Here is an 18,318-nt window from a genome sequence, read left to right as displayed (position 1 = left end):
GACCCGATGCGGCCCAGACAAATGCTGTAAAAATTCTCGAATTCCAGATACGCCAACGCGGGAGCAAGCCCCCGCGCGGCGACATCCTACCAGCTCACCGCCAAACGGCGGTGGGCTGGCCGACAACATGCAACGATTACTTCTTGTCGTCGCCTTTCACTTCTTCGAACTCGGCGTCAACCACGTCATCGTGCTTGGCTTCCGGCTCGGCCTGCTGAGCGCCGCCCTGAGGCTGTTCGGCCGACTGCTCGGCGTACATCTTCTGGGCTACCGGCGCGGAGACCTTGGACAGCTCTTCGACCTTGGCATCGATGGCAGCCTTGTCGTCGCCTTTCACAGCGGCTTCCAGGGCAACCACGGCCGCTTCGATGGCAGTCTTCTCTTCGGCAGTGACCTTGTCACCGGCGTCAGCGACCATCTTGCGGGTCGAGTGAACCAGCGCGTCACCCTGGTTGCGGGCAGCGGCCAGCTCTTCGAACTTACGGTCTTCCTCGGCATTGGCCTCGGCGTCACGCACCATTTTTTCGATCTCTTCGTCGGACAGACCGGAGTTGGCCTTGATCACGATCGACTGGGTCTTGCCGGTGGCCTTGTCTTTGGCGCCGACGTGCAGGATGCCGTTGGCATCAATGTCGAAGGTCACTTCGATCTGCGGAACACCACGCGGTGCTGGCGGGATGTCAGCCAGGTCGAACTTGCCCAGCGACTTGTTCTGCGAAGCCTGCTTGCGCTCACCCTGCAGCACATGAATGGTCACTGCGCCCTGGTTGTCGTCGGCAGTCGAGAACACCTGCGACTTCTTGGTCGGAATGGTGGTGTTCTTCTCGATCAGCGGGGTCATCACGCCGCCCATGGTTTCGATACCCAGGGTCAGCGGGCTGACGTCCAGCAGCAGTACGTCTTTCACGTCACCGGCCAGTACGGCACCCTGGATGGCAGCACCCATGGCAACTGCTTCGTCCGGGTTGACGTCCTTGCGGGCTTCCTTGCCGAAGAAATCGGCAACGGCCTTCTGAACCAGCGGCATACGGGTCTGGCCACCGACCAGGATCACGTCGTCGATCTTGCTGGCGTCGATGCCTGCGTCTTTCAGGGCGATGCGGCAAGGCTCGATGGTACGGTTGACCAGGTCTTCCACCAGCGACTCCAGCTTGGCGCGGGAGATCTTCACGTTCAGGTGCTTCGGACCGGTCGCATCTGCAGTGATGTACGGCAGGTTGACGTCGGTCGACTGAGCGGAGGACAGTTCGATCTTGGCCTTTTCCGCGGCTTCTTTCAGACGCTGCAGGGCCAGAGGGTCGTTCTTCAGGTCCATGCCCGACTCTTTCTTGAACTCGTCGACGAGGTAGTCGATCAGGCGCATGTCGAAGTCTTCGCCACCCAGGAAGGTGTCGCCGTTGGTGGCCAGCACTTCGAACTGGTGCTCACCGTCAACTTCGGCGATTTCGATGACCGATACGTCGAAGGTACCGCCACCCAGGTCATAAACGATGACAGTGTGGTCGCCCTTGGCCTTGTCCATGCCATAGGCCAGCGCAGCAGCGGTCGGTTCGTTGATGATGCGCTTTACGTCCAGACCCGCGATGCGACCGGCGTCTTTGGTGGCCTGACGCTGGCTGTCGTTGAAGTAGGCCGGAACGGTGATGACCGCTTCGGTGACTGGCTCGCCGAGGTAGTCTTCGGCGGTCTTCTTCATCTTTTTCAGAACTTCGGCGCTGATCTGCGGCGGCGCCATTTCCTTGCCGGCAGCCTCGACCCAGGCGTCACCGTTGTTAGCCTTGACGATCTTGTACGGCACCAGCTTGATGTCTTTCTGCACGACATCTTCTTCGAAGCGGCGGCCGATGAGGCGCTTCACTGCGAACAGGGTGTTGTGCGGGTTGGTGACGGCCTGGCGCTTGGCCGACTGGCCAACCAGGATTTCGCCATCATTGGCGTAGGCCACGATCGAAGGGGTGGTACGCGCACCTTCGGCGTTTTCGATGACCTTGACGTTACCGTTTTCCAGAATGGAGACGCACGAGTTGGTGGTCCCCAGGTCGATACCGATGATTTTGCCCATGTTTACTCTCCCGAAACTTGAATTTGGTAGCAGCGACTACTTTGGCCAACTGCGGTAATACTTGAAGGCTTGACACCTAGATGGGGATGGCCCGTCAGATTTCAAGCCTTTTCATCGATCGAAGGCTGCGGCGCGCTCGGCGCCTTGCTGACCACCACCATGGCAGGGCGCAGCAGGCGGCCGTTGAGCAGGTAGCCCTTCTGGAACACGTTCAGCACGCTGTTGGGCTCTACCTCGGCGCTTTCCTGCATGGCCATGGCCTGATGGTGCTCGGCATTGAACGGCTGGCCGTGCGGGTCGATGGCTTCGAGGTTGTAACGCTTGAGGGTGTCCTGGAACATCTTGAGGGTCAGTTCGACGCCTTCACGGATCTTCTTGACCTGCTCATCTTCAGCGCTGGAGTGCGCCAGAGCCAGCTCCAGGCTGTCGATCACCGGCAACAGGTCGCCGGCAAACTTCTCCAGGGCGAATTTGTGCGCCTTCTCGACATCCTGCTCGGCGCGGCGACGCACGTTCTGCAGGTCGGCGACGGCACGCAGGGACTGATCCTTGGCGGCGGCCAGCTGCTCCTCGAGCTCTTGAACGCGGGCGCCGTTATCCACTGCACCAGCCTCTTCGGCGTTAAGGTCTTTCTCATTCAGCTGTTCGTCAGCCATGGGGTCTCTCCTCCGCAATCTCTGTAGTACGAGCAAAGCTCGCCGTGTCTGCCGGCTATATGGGGCCGGAAAAATCAGCTTCAAGGGGCAAAGCGGTTTTCAGGTCGACGATGGAAACTGCGAGCAGGCATTGGCAGGCTCGAAAAAAGTACTGTATAAATAACCAGACCTGACTTCTCGGGAGCCGCCCCATGCTGGTGCATCTGTCCATTCACAACTACGCCATCGTCGAACACCTCGACCTCGAACTCGCCCGCGGCATGTCCGTCATCACCGGCGAGACCGGCGCAGGCAAATCGATCATGCTCGACGCCCTCGGCCTGGCCCTCGGTGATCGCGCCGACAGCGGCGTGGTGCGCCCTGGCGCGGACAAGGCGGACATCCTGGCCACCTTCGATCTGGTGGATATCCCCGAAGCGCACACCTGGCTGGCCGAGCGCGACCTGGACGACGGCGGCCCGTGCATCCTGCGCCGCGTCATCACGGCCGAAGGCCGCAGCCGCGGCTATATAAACGGCACGCCCTGCCCACTGGGTGACCTGAAGGCGCTCGGTGAACTGCTGATCGACATCCACAGCCAGCATGAGCACCAATCGCTGCTCAAGACCGACACCCACCGCCGCCTGCTCGACGAATATGCCGGCGCCATCGACCTGTCCCGCCAGGTCCAGCTCGCAGCCAAGCGCTGGAACCAGACCCGCCTGGAGCTCGAGCGCCTGTCCAACTCCGGCGATGAGCAGCGCGCCCGCCACCAGTTGCTCAGCTATCAGCTGGAAGAGCTCGACAACCTTGGCCTGGGTGAAAACGAACTGGAGCAGCTGGAGCAGGAACACAAGAACCTGACCAACGCTGAGGCCCTGTTCGGCATCTGCCGCCAGGTCATCGACCAATGCAGCGAAAGCGACTCAGGCAATGTGCTAGGCGCCCTCACCTCCAGCCTCAATCGCCTGGGCGCCGCAGCCAACACCCCTAAGGCGCTGGGTGAAGCCGCCAACCTCATCGCCAGCGCACAGATCCAGATAGAAGAAGCCGTAGGCGAACTCAACCGCTTCCTCGACAATTTCGACGCCGACCCCATGCGCCTGCAAGCCCTGGAAGAGCGCCTCGACACCATCTACACCCTGGCACGCAAACATCGCGTGCACCCGACCGAACTGCCCCACCTGCAGCAGCAGTTGATGGAGGAGCTGGAAGGCCTGAATGCCAGCGACGAATCGATCGAGCGCCTGGGCGAAGAACTGTCGGCCTATGCCAAGCACTATCAGGAAAGGGCGATCGAGTTGAGCGCCCTGCGCCAGCAGGCGGCCCAGCAGCTCGCCATCGCGGTCGAACAGGAGATCCAGCGCCTGGGCATGCCTGGCGGGCGGTTCTGCATCGAACTCACACCCAACGAAAGCAGCGACCTGTCGCCACACGGCCTGGAGCAGATAGAGCTGCTGGTGAGCGCCAACCCCGGGCAGCCGCTCAAAGGTTTGGCCAAGGTGGCCTCAGGTGGCGAACTGTCACGGATCAGCCTGGCGATCCAGGTCATCACGGCGCAAACCTCACGCATCCCGACACTGGTCTTCGATGAGGTTGACGTGGGCATCGGTGGCCCGACGGCCGAGATCGTCGGCCAGCTACTGCGCCGCCTCGGTGAGCGCGGCCAGGTGCTGACCGTCACCCACCTGCCGCAGGTCGCGGCGCAGGGCCATCATCATTTGTTCGTGCACAAGGTGCGCAATAGCGACACCACGCACACTGCCGTGGCCAGCCTTGGCAAGCGCGAGCGGGTCGAGGAAGTGGCGCGGATGCTGGGCGGGATCGACCTGACCAAGGAATCGCTGGCGCATGCGCGCAAGATGGTGGTGTCCGGTAAGGCGTGATACTGCCTGCACTGGCGTCATCGCCGACAGCCGGCTCCCGCAGTTACCCCTACCGCAGAAAGCACAAAGGCGACCCCAGGGTCGCCTTTGCTCTTCATAACGACCGCAATCGTTACTTTTTCTTACGCACGTAGAGGACCAGATTGTGGTCCACCAACTCGTAGCCATGCTCGGCCACGATCTCTTTTTGGCGCCGCTCGATTTCGGCGTCCATGAATTCGATGACTTCACTGGTCTCCACATTGACCATATGGTCGTGGTGACCGCCGTCCGCCAGCTCGAAAACTGCGTGACCGCCATCGAAGTTGTGCCGTACCACCAGCCCAGCAGCCTCGAACTGGGTGAGTACGCGATAAACGGTTGCCAGGCCGACGTCCTCGCCAGCCTCCATCAGCGCCTTGTAGACATCCTCGGCGCTCATGTGACGTTGCTCGGTCGAGTCGAGCATCTGAAGGATCTTGACTCGAGGCAGTGTCACCTTGAGACCGGCTTTGCGCAATTCGCTATTTTCAACCATGGTCAGCTTTCTCGCCGATGCTGCTTCGCAGCTTCTCTTAATACGGGTATGATCGGGGTTTACGTTGTCCAGCCAAGATAGTGGAAGTCGCCCACCGATGCAAAACAACACCAAGCTCTTGCTAACCAGCCTCACCTTCGTGGGACTGCTCGCACTCGCCGGTTGCTCGTTTCCCGGGGTTTACAAAATCGACATCCAGCAGGGCAATGTCGTTACGCAAGACATGATAGACCAATTACGCCCCGGAATGACCCGCCGGCAAGTAAGGTTTATCATGGGCAACCCTCTGCTCCAGGATACTTTCAACACCAATCGTTGGGATTACCTGTACAGCCTGCAACCTGGTGGCGGCCAACGCCAGCAGGAGCGCATGAGCATCTTCTTCAACGACAGCGACCAACTGGTCAGCCTGTCGGGTGACTTCATGCCAGGCGTGAGCCGCGACCAGGAAATCCTGGGCGGCAGCGGTGATACCACGGTCAGCCCGGCCACCCAGCCAGGCCAGCCAGCGTCGCAACCGGAAGAGAAGCCGGCCAAACCTGGTTCGGTGGAAGAATCCATCCAGCGCGAGATCGACACCATCGAGACCACACCGGTGCCGACACCTGCCCCGCTGGAAACCTCGCCGCAGTAAATGCAGGCGCAAAAAAAGCCCGGATCAGTCCGGGTTTTTTTGTGCCTGATGACTTGGCAGCATCACGTATTGAGCTGCTTGGCACGCTGGCAGAACGCATCCACCAGCGTGTTGGCGGCCTGATTGAACAGCGGCCCCAGGGTCGCCCGCACAATCGGCCCGGCGTAATCGAAGGACAGGTCCAGGCTGATCTTGCAGGCTTTTTCACCCAGCGCCTTGAATACCCACACGCCATGCAACTGGGTGAACGGCCCTTCCTCCAGGTTCATCTCGATGGACTGCCCGGGCACCAGCACATTGCGGGTCACGAACTGCTGGCTCATGCCACCTTTGGCCACCTCCAGCTTGGCGCGCATGTGCGTGTCACTGGCTTCGAGCACAGTCGAGGCCGAGCACCAAGGCAGGAACTGCGGGTAGCTGGCTACATCATTGACCAGGTCGTACAGCGCCTGGGCAGGGTACGGCAGCAGGGCGGAGCGTTGAATATGGGTAGTCATCCAGGCGTCACTTCCAAGGCTGGGTGGCGGGCTTCGCAGCGTGCCAAAAACAGGTTCTGTGCGTAAGACAGGGCCTGTATTGTCCGGTATTCATTGCGGTGGCTCAAGCGCACCTAAATCCCGTAGCCGACCACGCGGTGACTTGCCTATAATGCCGCCCCTATGGCTAAACAAAAGAAACATCCGACCGGGACCATCGCGCAAAACAAAAAGGCGCGACACGATTACTTCATCGAACACAAGTTCGAGGCCGGGCTGGTCCTGTCCGGTTGGGAAGTAAAAAGCCTGCGGGCCGGCAAGGCGCACCTGACCGACAGCTACGTGCTGCTCAAGGATGGCGAAGCCTGGCTGTTCGGCAGCCACATCACCCCGCTGACCACTGCCAGCACCCACGTCATCGCCGACCCTATCCGCTCGCGCAAGCTGCTGCTGACCAAGCGTGAGCTGGAGCGTGTGGAAGCTGCGGTGGCGCAGAAGGGCTACACCTGTGTGGCCCTGGCGCTGTACTGGAGCAAGCACCTGATCAAGTGCGAGATTGCGCTTGGCAAGGGCAAGAAGGAATTCGACAAGCGCGACACCGTGCGCGAACGCGATTCCAACCGCGAGCTGCAGCGTGCGGTGCGGAACAAGGGCAAGGAAGACTAATTCCCGCCCTTGCGCGGCCGCCGTAGGAGCGGCCTTGTGTCGCGAAAGGGCTGCGTAGCAGCCCCAGCTTTCTGCGGCGCTGCCGAGATCCCTGGGGCCGCTTTGCGGCCCTTTCGCGACGCAAGGCCGCTCCTACAGGGCGCGCATTCAGCGACAACCGATCAGCGCCCGCTGCGCCGCTCTGCCCGCGCTACGCGCTGGGCTTCGTTCTGCGCCTCTTCCAGCACCTCCTGCACATACAGAATGTGCCGGCTGGACACCTCCCGCGCATCGTCCGCCCTGCCCTCGACAATCGCCTGGTACAACTCACGGTGCTGGCTGATCAGCATGTCCCGCGTTTCGGTACGCTGCTGGTACATGCCCCCGATATTCGTCACCACGTTGCGCTTAAGCAGGTCGAACAACCCGCGAATAGTATGCAGCAGCACGGCATTGTGGCTGGCTTCGGCAATCGCCAGGTGGAATCGCGCATCCGCCGCGCCCTCCTCTGCACGCGTGACCTGGTCAGCCCGCGCATAACAGTCCTGCAGGGTGTCGAATGCAGCCTTGAGGCGCGCCCGATCTGGCTCGGTGGCGCGCTGGGCAGCGTAGTAGGCGCATGACGCCTCCAGGGTGTGACGGAACTCCAGCAAATCGCGCTGCGCCTCGGCGCTGTGCTCCAGCAGTTGCAGCAATGGGTCACTGAAGGTTGAACCGAGCGATTCGGCCACATAGTTACCGCCACCCTGCCGACTGACCAACAGCCCCTTGGCCACCAGTTTCTGGATCGCCTCGCGCAGTGAGGGGCGCGACACACCGAACTGCTCGGCCAGGGCACGCTCGGCCGGCAGCCGCTGGCCTGAGGTCAGCGTGCCTTCGAGAATCATCCCTTCCAACCGATCGACGATGTCGTCGGACAGGCGCCGCTGGCGGACCTGATCAAAAACCATCACATGCTCTCCACAAACCCCCGGCAAAGTTCAGGGGGCGCCTATTCTCGCCGATCCACGCCACGCCGACACCCACCAGCCGACGTTTTTCCCATGCCATCAGCCGCCCGCTCATCGGCACACGACCAAAGTTTTGCACGGGACAAATTGACACACCCATGACAGCGCTTTTAACCTAGCGTCCAGCCATTGTAAATTGGTCTTACCAATTATCCAATGCCAGTGCCTGACCAACAACAATTAGGGGCTACCCCATATGCAAACCTGGCAACAACTCTATTCCCCGCTTGGTAGTCTTGGCCTGTCCGCACTGGCGGCGGTCATACCCATCGTGTTCTTCTTCCTGGCCCTCGCCGTGTTCCGCCTCAAAGGCCACGTCGCCGGCAGCATTACCCTTGGATTATCGATGCTGGTGGCGATCTTCGCCTTCCAGATGCCGGTCGACATGGCCCTTGCTGCCGCGGGCTATGGCTTCCTCTACGGCCTCTGGCCAATCGCCTGGATCATCGTAGCCGCGGTGTTCCTGTACAAACTCACGGTCAAGAGCGGCCAGTTCGAGGTGATCCGCAGCTCGGTACTGTCGATCACCGACGACCAGCGCCTGCAGGTGCTGCTGATCGGTTTCTGCTTCGGTGCCTTCCTCGAAGGCGCGGCCGGCTTCGGCGCACCGGTGGCAATCACTGCCGCGCTGCTGGTGGGCCTGGGCTTCAACCCACTGTACGCCGCCGGCCTGTGCCTGATCGCCAACACCGCCCCCGTGGCGTTCGGCGCCCTGGGCATCCCGATCATCGTCGCCGGCCAGGTCACGGGCATCGACGCCTTCCACATCGGCGCCATGACCGGCCGCCAGCTGCCTCTGCTGTCGTTGTTCGTGCCGTTCTGGCTGGTGTTCATGATGGACGGCCTGCGCGGCGTCAAAGAAACCTGGCCTGCAGCCCTGGTGGCCGGCCTGAGTTTCGCCGTCACCCAGTACTTCACCTCCAACTTCATCGGCCCGGAACTGCCGGACATCACCTCGGCCCTGGCCAGCCTTGTCGCCCTGACCCTGTTCCTGAAGGTCTGGCAGCCCAAGCGCTCGTTCGCCGAAGCCAAAGGCAGCGTCGGCGCCGCCGTGGTCAGCAGCGGCGGCAGCCAGCCAAGCCCTTACAGCTTCGGTGAAATCTTCAAGGCCTGGTCGCCGTTCCTGATCCTCACCGTACTGGTCACCATCTGGACCCTGAAACCGTTCAAGGCGGCATTCGCCCCGGGCGGCGCGATGTACAACTTCGTGTTCAACTTCGCCATCCCGCACCTCGACCAGCTGGTGATCAAGACCGCGCCGATCGTCGCCGCGCCGACCGCCATGCCAGCGGTGTTCAAGCTCGACCCGATCTCCGCCACCGGTACGGCGATCTTCCTGTCCGCGCTGATCTCCATGGCCGTATTGAAGATCAACTTCAAAACTGGTCTTACCACTTTAAAGGAAACCTTCTGGGAACTGCGCTGGCCGATCCTGTCGATCGGCATGGTCCTGGCCTTCGCCTTCGTCACCAACTATTCGGGCATGTCTTCGACCATGGCCCTGGTACTGGCCGGCACCGGCGCCGCGTTCCCGTTCTTCTCGCCGTTCCTGGGCTGGCTGGGTGTGTTCCTCACAGGCTCCGACACCTCGTCCAATGCCCTGTTCGGTTCGCTGCAGGCCACCACCGCCCACCAGATCGGGGTCAGCGACACCCTGCTGGTAGCGGCCAACACCAGCGGCGGCGTAACCGGCAAGATGATCTCGCCGCAGTCGATCGCCGTGGCCTGCGCAGCCACCGGCCTGGTCGGCAAGGAGTCCGACCTGTTCCGCTTCACCGTCAAGCACAGCCTGTTCTTCGCCACCATTGTCGGCCTGATCACCTTGGTCCAGGCCTACTGGCTGACCGGCATGCTGGTCCATCACTAAAGTGAAAGGGCCCGGGCGCCACCGAGCGCCCGGCATCTCCTTCAACCCACGCTGCGAGAATCCATGATCATTTCCGCCTCCACCGACTATCGCGCCGCGGCCCAACGCAAGCTGCCCCCCTTCCTCTTCCACTATGCCGACGGCGGCGCGTACGCAGAGCACACCCTGCGCCACAACGTCTCGGACCTGGCCGGCATTGCCCTGCGCCAGCGGGTGCTGAAGAACATGTCCGAGCTGAGCCTGGAAACCCGGCTGTTCGACGAAACCCTGAGCATGCCCGTGGCCCTCGCCCCGGTCGGCCTCACCGGCATGTATGCCCGCCGCGGCGAAGTGCAGGCAGCCCGTGCGGCAGCCGCCCATGGCATCCCCTTCACCATGTCTACCGTGTCGGTCTGCCCGATCGAAGAAGTGGCGCCAGCCATCGACCGGCCGATGTGGTTCCAGCTGTATGTGCTCAAAGACCGCGGCTTCATGCGCAACGCGCTGGAGCGGGCCAAGGCCGCCGGGGTCAAAACCCTGGTGTTCACCGTCGACATGCCGGTGCCAGGTGCCCGTTACCGTGATGCACACTCCGGCATGAGCGGTGCCAACGGGCCAATGCGCCGCGTGTTGCAGGCCATGACCCACCCCGAATGGGCCTGGGACGTTGGCGTGATGGGCCGCCCGCACGACCTGGGCAACATCTCCAAATACCGCGGCAACCCCACCGGCCTAGCCGACTACATCGGCTGGCTGGGTAGCAACTTCGACCCGTCGATTTCCTGGAAGGACCTGGAATGGATCCGCGAGTTCTGGGACGGCCCGATGATCATCAAAGGCATCCTCGACGCCGACGACGCACGTGACGCGGTCAAGTTCGGTGCCGACGGCATCGTCGTCTCCAACCACGGCGGCCGCCAGCTCGACGGCGTGCTGTCCAGCGCCCGTGCGTTGCCAGCGATCGCCGACGCAGTGAAAGGCGACCTGAAAATCCTCGCCGACTCCGGCATCCGCAGCGGCCTCGATGTAGTGCGCATGATCGCCCTGGGCGCAGACACCGTGCTCATCGGTCGCGCCTTCCTCTGGGCCCTGGCCGTGCATGGCCAGGCCGGGGTGAAGAACCTGCTCGAACTGTTCGAAAAGGAAATGCGCGTAGCCATGGTGCTCACGGGCGCCAAGGCGATCAGCGAGATCAGCCGCGACTCGCTGGTACGCGAACTGGGCGCTTGAGCGCCTGCAAAAACACCGCCTGTATGACCGGGCATGCGGCGCGCCAGACGCCGTGGCCCGGTGAGGAGATAGCATGAGCCTGCCCGCCGCATTCCTGCGTGATGCCGAGCGCCTGATACCCGCCGATCGCCGTTTCGACGACGCCACGTCCACCCTGGCCTTCGGCACCGACGCCAGTTTCTACCGGCTGATCCCCAAGCTGGTCGTGCGCGTGGAGTCGGAAGACGAAGTGGTCGGGCTGCTGCAACTGGCCCAGCGCGAGCGTGTGCCGGTGACCTTCCGCGCCGCAGGCACCAGCCTGTCCGGCCAGGCTATCAGTGACTCGGTGCTGATCGTGCTCGGCGATAACTGGGGCAACAAGGAGATCCGTGGCCAGGGCGAACAGATCCGCCTGCAACCCGGGGTTATCGGCGCCCAGGCCAACGCCTGGCTGGCCCCTTACGGGCGCAAGATCGGCCCGGACCCGGCCTCGATCAATGCCTGCAAAATCGGCGGCATCGTTGCCAACAACGCCAGCGGCATGTGCTGCGGCACCGCGCAGAACACCTACCACACCTTGGCCGGCCTGCGCCTGGTGCTGGCTGACGGCACGCGCCTGGACAGCGAAGACCCGGCCAGCGTTGCCGCCTTTGAAAACAGCCACGCCGACCTGCTCGAAGCGCTGGCCCGGCTTGGCCGCGAAACCCGCGCCAACACCGCACTGGCAGAGCGCATCCGGCACAAGTACCGGCTGAAGAACACCACCGGCCTGTCGCTCAACGCCCTGGTGGATTACGACAAGCCCCTAGATATCCTCCAGCATTTGCTGGTTGGGTCTGAAGGCACGCTGGGCTTCATCAGCGCCGTCACCTACGACACCGTGCCCGATCACCCGCACAAGGCCAGCGCGCTGCTGGTGTTCCCCAGCGTGGAAAGCTGCTGCCGCGCGGTGACCGTGCTCAAGCGCCAGCCGGTGTCCGCCGTGGAGCTGCTCGACCGCCGCAGCCTGCGTTCGGTGCAAAACATGCCGGGCATGCCGCTGTGGGTAAAAGGCCTGTCGGACAATGCCTGCGCGCTGCTGATCGAGTCCAGGGCCGCCAGCCAAAGCCTGCTGCACGAACAACTGCAACAGGTCATGGCCTCTATCGCCGAATACCCGCTGGAACAGAAAGTCGACTTCAGCGAAGACCCGGCGGTGTACAACCAGCTGTGGAAGATCCGCAAGGACACCTTCCCCGCCGTCGGCGCCGTGCGCCAGACCGGCACCACGGTGATCATCGAAGACGTCACCTTCCCCGTCGAGCAACTGGCCGAAGGCGTCAACCGCCTGATCCAGCTGTTCGACAAGCACCACTACGACGAAGCGATCATTTTCGGCCATGCGCTGGAGGGCAACCTGCACTTTGTCTTCACCCAGGGTTTCAACAGCGCGCAAGAAGTCGCGCGCTACCAGGCCTTCATGGATGACGTGGCGCAACTGGTGGCGGTGGAGTTCGGCGGCTCGCTCAAGGCCGAGCACGGCACCGGCCGCAACATGGCGCCGTTCGTGGAGCTGGAGTGGGGGCATGACGCCTATCAGCTGATGTGGACGCTCAAGCGCCTGCTCGACCCCAACGGCATCCTCAACCCCGACGTGGTGTTGAGCGAAGACCCGGACATTCACCTGAAAAACCTCAAGCCCCTGCCCGCCGCCGACGAGATCGTCGACAAATGCATCGAGTGCGGCTTCTGCGAACCGGTCTGCCCCTCCAAAGGCCTGACCCTCAGCCCACGCCAGCGCATCGTCATGTGGCGTGACATTCAGGCGAAAAAACGCGCCGGCATCGATACCCGCGCACTGCTGCAGACTTACCAGTACCAAGGCATCGACACCTGCGCCGCCACCGGCCTGTGCGCCCAGCGCTGCCCGGTGGGCATCAATACCGGCGAGCTGGTGAAGAAGTTGCGCAGCCAGGCCGCCGAGCATGCAAAGACCGCCGACTGGCTGGCCGAGCACTTCCCTACTGCACTGGGTGGCGCCCGCCTGACCCTGACCGCCGCCAACACCGCCCGCAAGCTGCTCGGCGCCCCGCGCCTGGGCCGCCTGAGTGCCTCGTTGAGCAAGGCCAGCAAAGGCCGCCTGCCGCAATGGTCCCCCGCCATGCCGCAGCCGTTGCGCAGCATCGATTTCGGCCCGGCGAGCAACGATGCCCGGCCACGGGTGGTGTACCTGGCGGCTTGCGTGTCACGGGTGATGGGCCCGGCCTATGCCGACCGCGAGCAAAGCTCCCTAATGGACAAGACCCGCGCCCTGCTGGAAAAGGCCGGCTACCAGGTGGTGTTCCCCGGCAACGCCGACAGCCTGTGCTGCGGGCAGCCGTTCGCGTCCAAAGGTTACCCCGAGCAAGCGGAGCACAAGCGCCAAGAGCTGATCAACGCGCTGCTGCACGCCAGCCGCGGCGGCCTCGACCCCATCTACTGCGACACCAGCCCCTGCACCCTGCGCCTGGTGCAGGACCTGGGCGACACCCGCCTGGACCTCTACGACCCGGTGCGCTTCATCCGCACCCACCTGCTGGACAAGCTGGAGTTCACCCCACAAAACGAACCGGTGGCGGTGCACGTGACCTGCAGCACCCAGCACCTGGGTGAAAGCCAGGCGCTGATCGACCTGGCACGGCGCTGCAGCACGCAAGTGGTGATCCCGGAAGGGATTCACTGTTGCGGGTTTGCCGGTGACAAGGGCTTTACCACACCAGAGCTCAATGCCCACTCACTGCGCAGCCTGAAGGACGCAGTGCAGTATTGCAGTGAAGGGATTTCCACCAGCCGGACCTGTGAGATCGGGTTGTCCAGCCACAGCGGGATCGATTACCACGGGCTGGTCTACCTGGTGGATCGCGTCACCCGCCCACGCACCCTCTGATCTGCCCGCTGATTCGCCAGCAAACGCTGCCCCCGGTGGTAGCAACTGTCTTGCTCAACCTCTAAAAGCTGGCGCGATCCAGGTGGGAGCCGGCTTGCCGGCGATGGGCCGCAAAGCGGCCCCAGATGCTCGCTGGTCCCGTCGAGCGCGCTCGGGCTATTACAGCTCCGCTATGGGGGCTGCTGCGCAGCCCATCGCCGGCAAGCCGGCTCCCACCGCGACCGCGCAGTTCTTCAGCCCTGCGCTTTACCTGTGTAAGCAACCGTCTTGCCCAATTTCTAAAAGCTGGCGCGCCCCTGGAGCAACTGTCTCACCAATTTCTAAAAGTTAACGCAGCTCCTTGTGGGAGCCGGCTTGCCGGCGATCGAGGGCACAGCCCTCGCCTACGCCCTCCACCCGTAAGACATTCCCTAACCCGCAACCAAACGCTTCTGAATTGGATGCTTCGGCCTGCCCAGCCACAGCCAGATTCATTAACACGCTGCCCGCGCCCCATCTGATCTCTCCTCTAATTCACCGGCAAACGCTGCCCCCCGGTGGGAGCCGGCTTGCCGGCGATCGAGGGCGCAGCCCTCGCCTACCCCCTCCACCCGTAAGACATTTCCTAACCTGCAACCAAATGCTTCTGGATTAAATGCTTTGGGAATTATCCTACGACCGCCGCTGCCGTTTCGCTGTTGTTGCTCACAACCATCAGGGCTAACTTCCCTGGGTCGTCATCTTTGACGATTTGGGTGTGAGAGCCCGCAAACTTCGGCAGTACTGCTATGGCAGCCGCAACGCGGGCAGGCTTCGGCCTGGCCGGCTTATGCCGATCTTTGCCGGTCTCTCACCCCGCGTTCGGCTGCCACCTTATTCTGTGAGAGGAAGACGAAGGGCAGCTCAAATCCAGCCACGATCGGATCTGCACCATGAAGAAAATCGTACCCGACCCACCCCGCTCCAAACTCCTCACCACCCCTTACTTCTCCATCCACAGCGACATGCTCCCTCCAGACGCCCTTGCCCACGCCAGCGAACTGCTGCGCGGCGTCGCCGAAACCATCGACGAACACTGCCGCACCCACGCCGGCGAGCCGGGCCTGAGCATGCTCAGCAACGCCGAGCATGCCTGTGAGACGTCCAGAGCCCTGATCGAGCATGCCTTGACTGGCCTCTACAACGCGCAAAGGCAGAGGTGACTCAATGAATGACGCGTTGAAAAACCTCACCACAGCCGGCAGTGAAACCTTCGACCTGTTTCGCCTGCAACCGGGCGTGCCTTTCGACCACGCCTTCAGCCAGCTATCAGTACTGCTCGGTTGCATCCGCCACCTCACCACCGAAGCCGAAATGGAACACGACCGCCAGGCCGGCAGCGCGGCGCGCATCCTGAGCGAGATGGCCAAGGCGCTGATCGACGACATCGAGCTTGGGCTGAACAAGTCCCACTGATGCCACCCGGGCCGCGCTGCGGCCCAATTGCCGGCGATCGAGGGCACAGCCCTCACCTAAGCCCTCCACCCGTAAGACATTTCCTAACCTGCAACCAAATGCTTCTGGATTAAATGCTTTGGGATTTATCCTACGACCGCCGCTGCCGTTTCGCTGTTGTTGCTCACAACCATCAGGGCTAACTTCCCTGGGTCGTTTTCGAACGACAGGGTGTGAGAACCCCGTAAACATGACAGCAGCCTCGTAATGGCGGCCCTGCGTGGGCAGACCTCGGTCTGGCCGGATTTCCCATGTTTACCGGTTTCTCACCCCACGCATGGCTGCCACCCAATCCCGTGAGAAAGGATCGCGTAGGCAGCTCCTGTTGAGTAATCAAACTGGGATCTGCACCATGAAGAAAATCGTACCCGACCCACCTCGCTCCAAACTCCTCACCAACCCTTACTTCTCCATCCACAGCGACATGCCCCCTCCAGACGCCCTGGCCCACGCCAGCGAACTGCTGCGCGGCGTCGCCGAAACCATCGATGAACACTGCCGCACCCACGCCGGCGAACCGGGCCTAAGCATGCTCAGCAACGCCGAGCATGCCTGCGAGACGTCCAGAGCCCTGATCGAGCATGCCTTGACTGGCCTCTACAACGCGCAAAGGCAGAGGTGACTCAATGAATGACGCGTTGAAAAACCTCACCACAGCCGGCAGCGAAACCTTCGACCTGTTTCGCCTGCAACCGGGCGTGCCTTTCGAGCACGCCTTCAGCCAGCTATCAGTACTGCTCGGTTGCATACGCCACCTCACCACCGAAGCCGAAATGGAACACGACCGCCAGGCCGGCAGCGCGGCGCGCATCCTGAGCGAGATGGCCAAGGCGCTGATCGACGACATCGAGCTTGGGCTGAACAAATCCCACTGATGCCACCCGGGCCGCGCTGCGGCCCAATCAGCGGCAACACCCCGCCGCACACCATCATCTCGCCAAGCCAGCACCCCGATTGAACCCTCGGCAAACCCCAACAGTCCACCCTTACAGGCCCACCTTCCAGAGGCCTTCAAGGAGACACCCATGAAAGGTACCGCGCTTTCGGCCCTCTTCGCGGCCGCTACCCTCCTGGCTTCACCGGTGTTCGCTGCTGACGACCTGTGCACTATCAACCTGCAGAAGATCGACAACCAGATGGCCACCGCCGGCGCCACTTCCGAAGGCCTGGACAAGGCCATCACCGAACACGTCGACAAGGCCAAGGCCGCGCAGGCATCGGGCGACACCAAAGAATGCATTGCCATTTCCACCAAAGTGCTCGAACGCCTGGAAAAAACCGACAAGGGCAGCGGCTCGGCGGGTGGCAGCGGTAGCTAAGCTTTGAGCGGGCGGCAAGAAGCGGCTGTCGACGCCGCCCGCGCAAAGGCGTATACTCAGCAGCACGTGCCGAAAGGTACGTCAGCTAGAGCTGAGTGTGGGGCCGATTAGGATTCGACGCCGGTAGCGAAACTCTAGGTGCATGCCGAGTTGGTAACAGAACTCGTAAATCCACTGTTGCAACTTTCTATAGTTGCCAATGACGAAAACTACGAGGGTTACGCTCTCGCTGCGTAAGCAGCTGAGCCCGCTCTCCTGGTAGCTTCGGCTCCAGCAATCATCAGGGGATGCCTGTAAACCCGAAATGATTGTCATACAGAACAGGATCGTCGTGTAGCACGTTGGGGGCAAAGCGACTAAAACTTACCCAACTCGTCCAAAGCACCCTGCCCGTCGGGCGGCTGCGGATTAACTCAATAGACACGGCTAAGCATGTAGTACCGACAGCGGAGTACTGGCGGACGGGGGTTCAAATCCCCCCGGCTCCACCAAATCCTAAAAAAGAAGACGCCCTCGGGCGTCTTTTTTTGTGCCTGCAATCTGCCAATTCGTAACACGCTGTCACGGTCATAATCAGATTTAACCCCTTTCCTGTAGGGCATTTCCCAAAGATACTCCCAGCCATTGTGGTGTTCCAGGCGAGGCACTACTGTCGGCTTGTCGTTGCCAGGCAACGATCGGCTTTGACAGGCCGTCCTGAACTAACCACATGGCTTTGCCGTTTTGGCAGCTGTGCATGGGGCACCTCGCGTGCGCCGGTTTTGGTCTGTTCACCGGTCTGTCAACCCATGTACAGCTGCCGCCTTTCTGTTTGACAGCAGAGGGTGGTGGCCTCAACTTGAACAGGCCTAAAACATGCTGAAAATAGTCCCCGATCCACCCCACCTACTCCACTCCCTGGAAGACACGCTGATGATGGCCGCTGACTACGCCCTGTGCGCCGAAGTCGTCGCCCAGCAGGCAATGCTGATGCAGCCCAAGTCACCTGTGTCGTTGTTGATCATGACCTCAATGCACGAGCTCGAGACGCTACGCAAATTGCTCGAAGCGGCGCTGATCCAAATCCAGAAATCCACCGATCCGCAAACGCTGCACTGACCCGCATCATGACCTGCCTGGCCTGACTCTCCCGCACAACGATGAACTTGTAGGAGTCCGGCTTGCCGGCGATTAGGGCCAGGCCAGGCGACTACGACTTCAGGGAGATCAAACAGTGACCACCGAAGAAACCAAATTCACCGTCGGCAAAACCACCTTCTTCCAAGGTGAAAACCAGACCCACGCCCTTTTCCGCATCGCAGCCGGCATCCCATGCCAGGCCGCCCGCGAGCAGGCCTCGGAACTGATGGGCTATGCCCGCGACCTGAGCATCGACGGGCTGATGGAAGACAAACCGCAGTTGCTCTGGGCCTCGCACTACCTTTGCGCCCTGGCCAAGGCCCTGCTCGATGATGCAGAACTGGGGATGATGAAAACTTGAATGCAACCCTAAGCAGGCCAAGCGCGCCGGTCACCTCCCCCGGGTGATGGGTACTCTTTAATCTCATGCCCCTCGTGCGCCAATCACGCCGGACTGCGCTGCCCTGAAGCCGATTCGTGCGCCAACATGCACCCGTCTCTTTTCCCAGAAATGAGACGGGATTTCCTGACACTGATGCAGCCAAGATTGCACATGGTTTTGCGGCAATACCCCTCGTGACA

At 61.9% G+C, this 18,318-nt stretch carries 18 protein-coding genes and 1 other RNA gene; 14 read left to right on the top strand and 5 right to left on the bottom strand.

Features of this window, described 5'->3' with window-relative positions; all coding sequences use genetic code 11:
- Positions 1-136: 136 nt before the first annotated feature.
- A complete protein-coding gene (gene dnaK, locus ACMGF5_RS12380) occupies positions 137-2,062 on the bottom strand; it encodes a molecular chaperone DnaK (protein WP_046788149.1) in 1,926 nt (641 codons plus the stop codon).
- A gap of 101 nt (positions 2,063-2,163) precedes the next feature.
- The gene (gene grpE / locus ACMGF5_RS12375) at positions 2,164-2,718 is read right to left on the bottom strand and encodes a nucleotide exchange factor GrpE (protein WP_012312638.1); all 555 of its coding nucleotides are present in this window, start codon (positions 2,716-2,718) and stop codon (positions 2,164-2,166) included.
- Between the two features lie 191 nt (positions 2,719-2,909).
- Here grpE and recN point away from each other — a divergent pair, with 191 nt between their 5' ends.
- Positions 2,910-4,583, top strand: coding sequence for a DNA repair protein RecN (recN, locus tag ACMGF5_RS12370; RefSeq protein WP_046788148.1), 1,674 nt, complete (start codon positions 2,910-2,912; stop codon positions 4,581-4,583).
- 112 nt (positions 4,584-4,695) lie between these two features.
- Here the strand turns inward: recN and fur are convergent, their stop codons facing one another.
- The gene (gene fur, locus ACMGF5_RS12365) at positions 4,696-5,100 is read right to left on the bottom strand and encodes a ferric iron uptake transcriptional regulator (protein WP_008096237.1); all 405 of its coding nucleotides are present in this window, start codon (positions 5,098-5,100) and stop codon (positions 4,696-4,698) included.
- Between the two features lie 97 nt (positions 5,101-5,197).
- Between fur and ACMGF5_RS12360 the strand changes: the two genes are divergently transcribed.
- Positions 5,198-5,734 carry an outer membrane protein assembly factor BamE gene (locus ACMGF5_RS12360; protein WP_046788146.1) on the top strand — a complete coding sequence of 179 codons (537 nt, stop codon included), beginning with the start codon at positions 5,198-5,200 and terminating at the stop codon, positions 5,732-5,734.
- A gap of 62 nt (positions 5,735-5,796) precedes the next feature.
- On the opposite strand, the gene ACMGF5_RS12355 is transcribed toward ACMGF5_RS12360, so the two are convergent.
- Complete coding sequence (locus ACMGF5_RS12355) at positions 5,797-6,231, bottom strand: type II toxin-antitoxin system RatA family toxin (RefSeq protein WP_012312635.1); 435 nt, start codon at positions 6,229-6,231, stop codon at positions 5,797-5,799.
- A gap of 162 nt (positions 6,232-6,393) precedes the next feature.
- On the opposite strand from ACMGF5_RS12355, the gene smpB reads away from it, so the two are divergent.
- Positions 6,394-6,876: an SsrA-binding protein SmpB gene (smpB, locus tag ACMGF5_RS12350; protein ID WP_414157822.1), complete on the top strand. Its 483-nt coding sequence runs from the start codon at positions 6,394-6,396 to the stop codon at positions 6,874-6,876.
- Positions 6,877-7,037: 161 nt separating this feature from the next.
- Here the strand turns inward: smpB and ACMGF5_RS12345 are convergent, their stop codons facing one another.
- Complete coding sequence (locus ACMGF5_RS12345; protein ID WP_012312632.1) at positions 7,038-7,805, bottom strand: FCD domain-containing protein; 768 nt, start codon at positions 7,803-7,805, stop codon at positions 7,038-7,040.
- Between the two features lie 256 nt (positions 7,806-8,061).
- Between ACMGF5_RS12345 and ACMGF5_RS12340 the strand changes: the two genes are divergently transcribed.
- From ACMGF5_RS12340 to ACMGF5_RS12290, 11 genes are all read left to right on the top strand, one after another.
- Positions 8,062-9,732 carry a lactate permease LctP family transporter gene (locus ACMGF5_RS12340; RefSeq protein ID WP_279933637.1) on the top strand — a complete coding sequence of 557 codons (1,671 nt, stop codon included), beginning with the start codon at positions 8,062-8,064 and terminating at the stop codon, positions 9,730-9,732.
- A 63-nt stretch (positions 9,733-9,795) separates the two neighbouring features.
- Positions 9,796-10,941, top strand: a complete 1,146-nt coding sequence (gene lldD / locus ACMGF5_RS12335) for an FMN-dependent L-lactate dehydrogenase LldD (protein ID WP_012312630.1) — start codon at positions 9,796-9,798, stop codon at positions 10,939-10,941.
- A 73-nt stretch (positions 10,942-11,014) separates the two neighbouring features.
- Positions 11,015-13,825: an FAD-binding and (Fe-S)-binding domain-containing protein gene (locus ACMGF5_RS12330; RefSeq protein ID WP_115273538.1), complete on the top strand. Its 2,811-nt coding sequence runs from the start codon at positions 11,015-11,017 to the stop codon at positions 13,823-13,825.
- Between the two features lie 911 nt (positions 13,826-14,736).
- On the top strand, positions 14,737-15,006 hold the full coding sequence (locus ACMGF5_RS12325) for a hypothetical protein (RefSeq protein ID WP_414157821.1): 270 nt from the start codon (positions 14,737-14,739) through the stop codon (positions 15,004-15,006).
- Positions 15,007-15,010: 4 nt separating this feature from the next.
- A complete protein-coding gene (locus tag ACMGF5_RS12320) occupies positions 15,011-15,259 on the top strand; it encodes a DUF3077 domain-containing protein (RefSeq protein ID WP_414157820.1) in 249 nt (82 codons plus the stop codon).
- A gap of 391 nt (positions 15,260-15,650) precedes the next feature.
- The gene (locus ACMGF5_RS12315) at positions 15,651-15,920 is read left to right on the top strand and encodes a hypothetical protein (RefSeq protein ID WP_115273537.1); all 270 of its coding nucleotides are present in this window, start codon (positions 15,651-15,653) and stop codon (positions 15,918-15,920) included.
- Between the two features lie 4 nt (positions 15,921-15,924).
- On the top strand, positions 15,925-16,173 hold the full coding sequence (locus ACMGF5_RS12310) for a DUF3077 domain-containing protein (RefSeq protein WP_161871123.1): 249 nt from the start codon (positions 15,925-15,927) through the stop codon (positions 16,171-16,173).
- Between the two features lie 150 nt (positions 16,174-16,323).
- Positions 16,324-16,617 carry a hypothetical protein gene (locus tag ACMGF5_RS12305; protein WP_046785172.1) on the top strand — a complete coding sequence of 98 codons (294 nt, stop codon included), beginning with the start codon at positions 16,324-16,326 and terminating at the stop codon, positions 16,615-16,617.
- A gap of 99 nt (positions 16,618-16,716) precedes the next feature.
- Positions 16,717-17,108: a transfer-messenger RNA gene (gene ssrA / locus ACMGF5_RS12300) on the top strand.
- A 364-nt stretch (positions 17,109-17,472) separates the two neighbouring features.
- Positions 17,473-17,715: a hypothetical protein gene (locus ACMGF5_RS12295; protein ID WP_414157819.1), complete on the top strand. Its 243-nt coding sequence runs from the start codon at positions 17,473-17,475 to the stop codon at positions 17,713-17,715.
- A 115-nt stretch (positions 17,716-17,830) separates the two neighbouring features.
- Positions 17,831-18,097: a DUF3077 domain-containing protein gene (locus ACMGF5_RS12290; RefSeq protein WP_125923549.1), complete on the top strand. Its 267-nt coding sequence runs from the start codon at positions 17,831-17,833 to the stop codon at positions 18,095-18,097.
- Positions 18,098-18,318 lie beyond the last annotated feature (221 nt).

It is taken from the genome of Pseudomonas sp. BNK-15 (assembly GCF_047456105.1).
In the GTDB taxonomy this organism is placed as follows: Bacteria; Pseudomonadota; Gammaproteobacteria; order Pseudomonadales; family Pseudomonadaceae; genus Aquipseudomonas; species Aquipseudomonas putida_E.
The sequence above is the reverse complement of the archived record's forward strand: the minus strand, read 5'-3'. Positions and strand labels throughout refer to the sequence as shown.

Excerpts from the sequence above, each read along its gene's own strand:
- dnaK (WP_046788149.1), bottom strand. The coding sequence starts at position 2,062 with ATGGGCAAAATCATCGGTATCGACCTGGGGACCACCAACTCGTGCGTC.
- ACMGF5_RS12360 (WP_046788146.1), top strand. The coding sequence starts at position 5,198 with ATGCAAAACAACACCAAGCTCTTGCTAACCAGCCTCACCTTCGTGGGA.
- ACMGF5_RS12345 (WP_012312632.1), bottom strand. The coding sequence starts at position 7,805 with ATGGTTTTTGATCAGGTCCGCCAGCGGCGCCTGTCCGACGACATCGTC.
- smpB (WP_414157822.1), top strand. The coding sequence starts at position 6,394 with ATGGCTAAACAAAAGAAACATCCGACCGGGACCATCGCGCAAAACAAA.
- lldD (WP_012312630.1), top strand. The coding sequence starts at position 9,796 with ATGATCATTTCCGCCTCCACCGACTATCGCGCCGCGGCCCAACGCAAG.
- grpE (WP_012312638.1), bottom strand. The coding sequence starts at position 2,718 with ATGGCTGACGAACAGCTGAATGAGAAAGACCTTAACGCCGAAGAGGCT.
- ACMGF5_RS12340 (WP_279933637.1), top strand. The coding sequence starts at position 8,062 with ATGCAAACCTGGCAACAACTCTATTCCCCGCTTGGTAGTCTTGGCCTG.
- ACMGF5_RS12295 (WP_414157819.1), top strand. The coding sequence starts at position 17,473 with ATGCTGAAAATAGTCCCCGATCCACCCCACCTACTCCACTCCCTGGAA.
- ACMGF5_RS12315 (WP_115273537.1), top strand. The coding sequence starts at position 15,651 with ATGAAGAAAATCGTACCCGACCCACCTCGCTCCAAACTCCTCACCAAC.
- recN (WP_046788148.1), top strand. The coding sequence starts at position 2,910 with ATGCTGGTGCATCTGTCCATTCACAACTACGCCATCGTCGAACACCTC.
- ACMGF5_RS12355 (WP_012312635.1), bottom strand. The coding sequence starts at position 6,231 with ATGACTACCCATATTCAACGCTCCGCCCTGCTGCCGTACCCTGCCCAG.
- ACMGF5_RS12320 (WP_414157820.1), top strand. The coding sequence starts at position 15,011 with ATGAATGACGCGTTGAAAAACCTCACCACAGCCGGCAGTGAAACCTTC.
- ACMGF5_RS12305 (WP_046785172.1), top strand. The coding sequence starts at position 16,324 with ATGAAAGGTACCGCGCTTTCGGCCCTCTTCGCGGCCGCTACCCTCCTG.
- ACMGF5_RS12310 (WP_161871123.1), top strand. The coding sequence starts at position 15,925 with ATGAATGACGCGTTGAAAAACCTCACCACAGCCGGCAGCGAAACCTTC.
- ACMGF5_RS12330 (WP_115273538.1), top strand. The coding sequence starts at position 11,015 with ATGAGCCTGCCCGCCGCATTCCTGCGTGATGCCGAGCGCCTGATACCC.
- ACMGF5_RS12325 (WP_414157821.1), top strand. The coding sequence starts at position 14,737 with ATGAAGAAAATCGTACCCGACCCACCCCGCTCCAAACTCCTCACCACC.
- fur (WP_008096237.1), bottom strand. The coding sequence starts at position 5,100 with ATGGTTGAAAATAGCGAATTGCGCAAAGCCGGTCTCAAGGTGACACTG.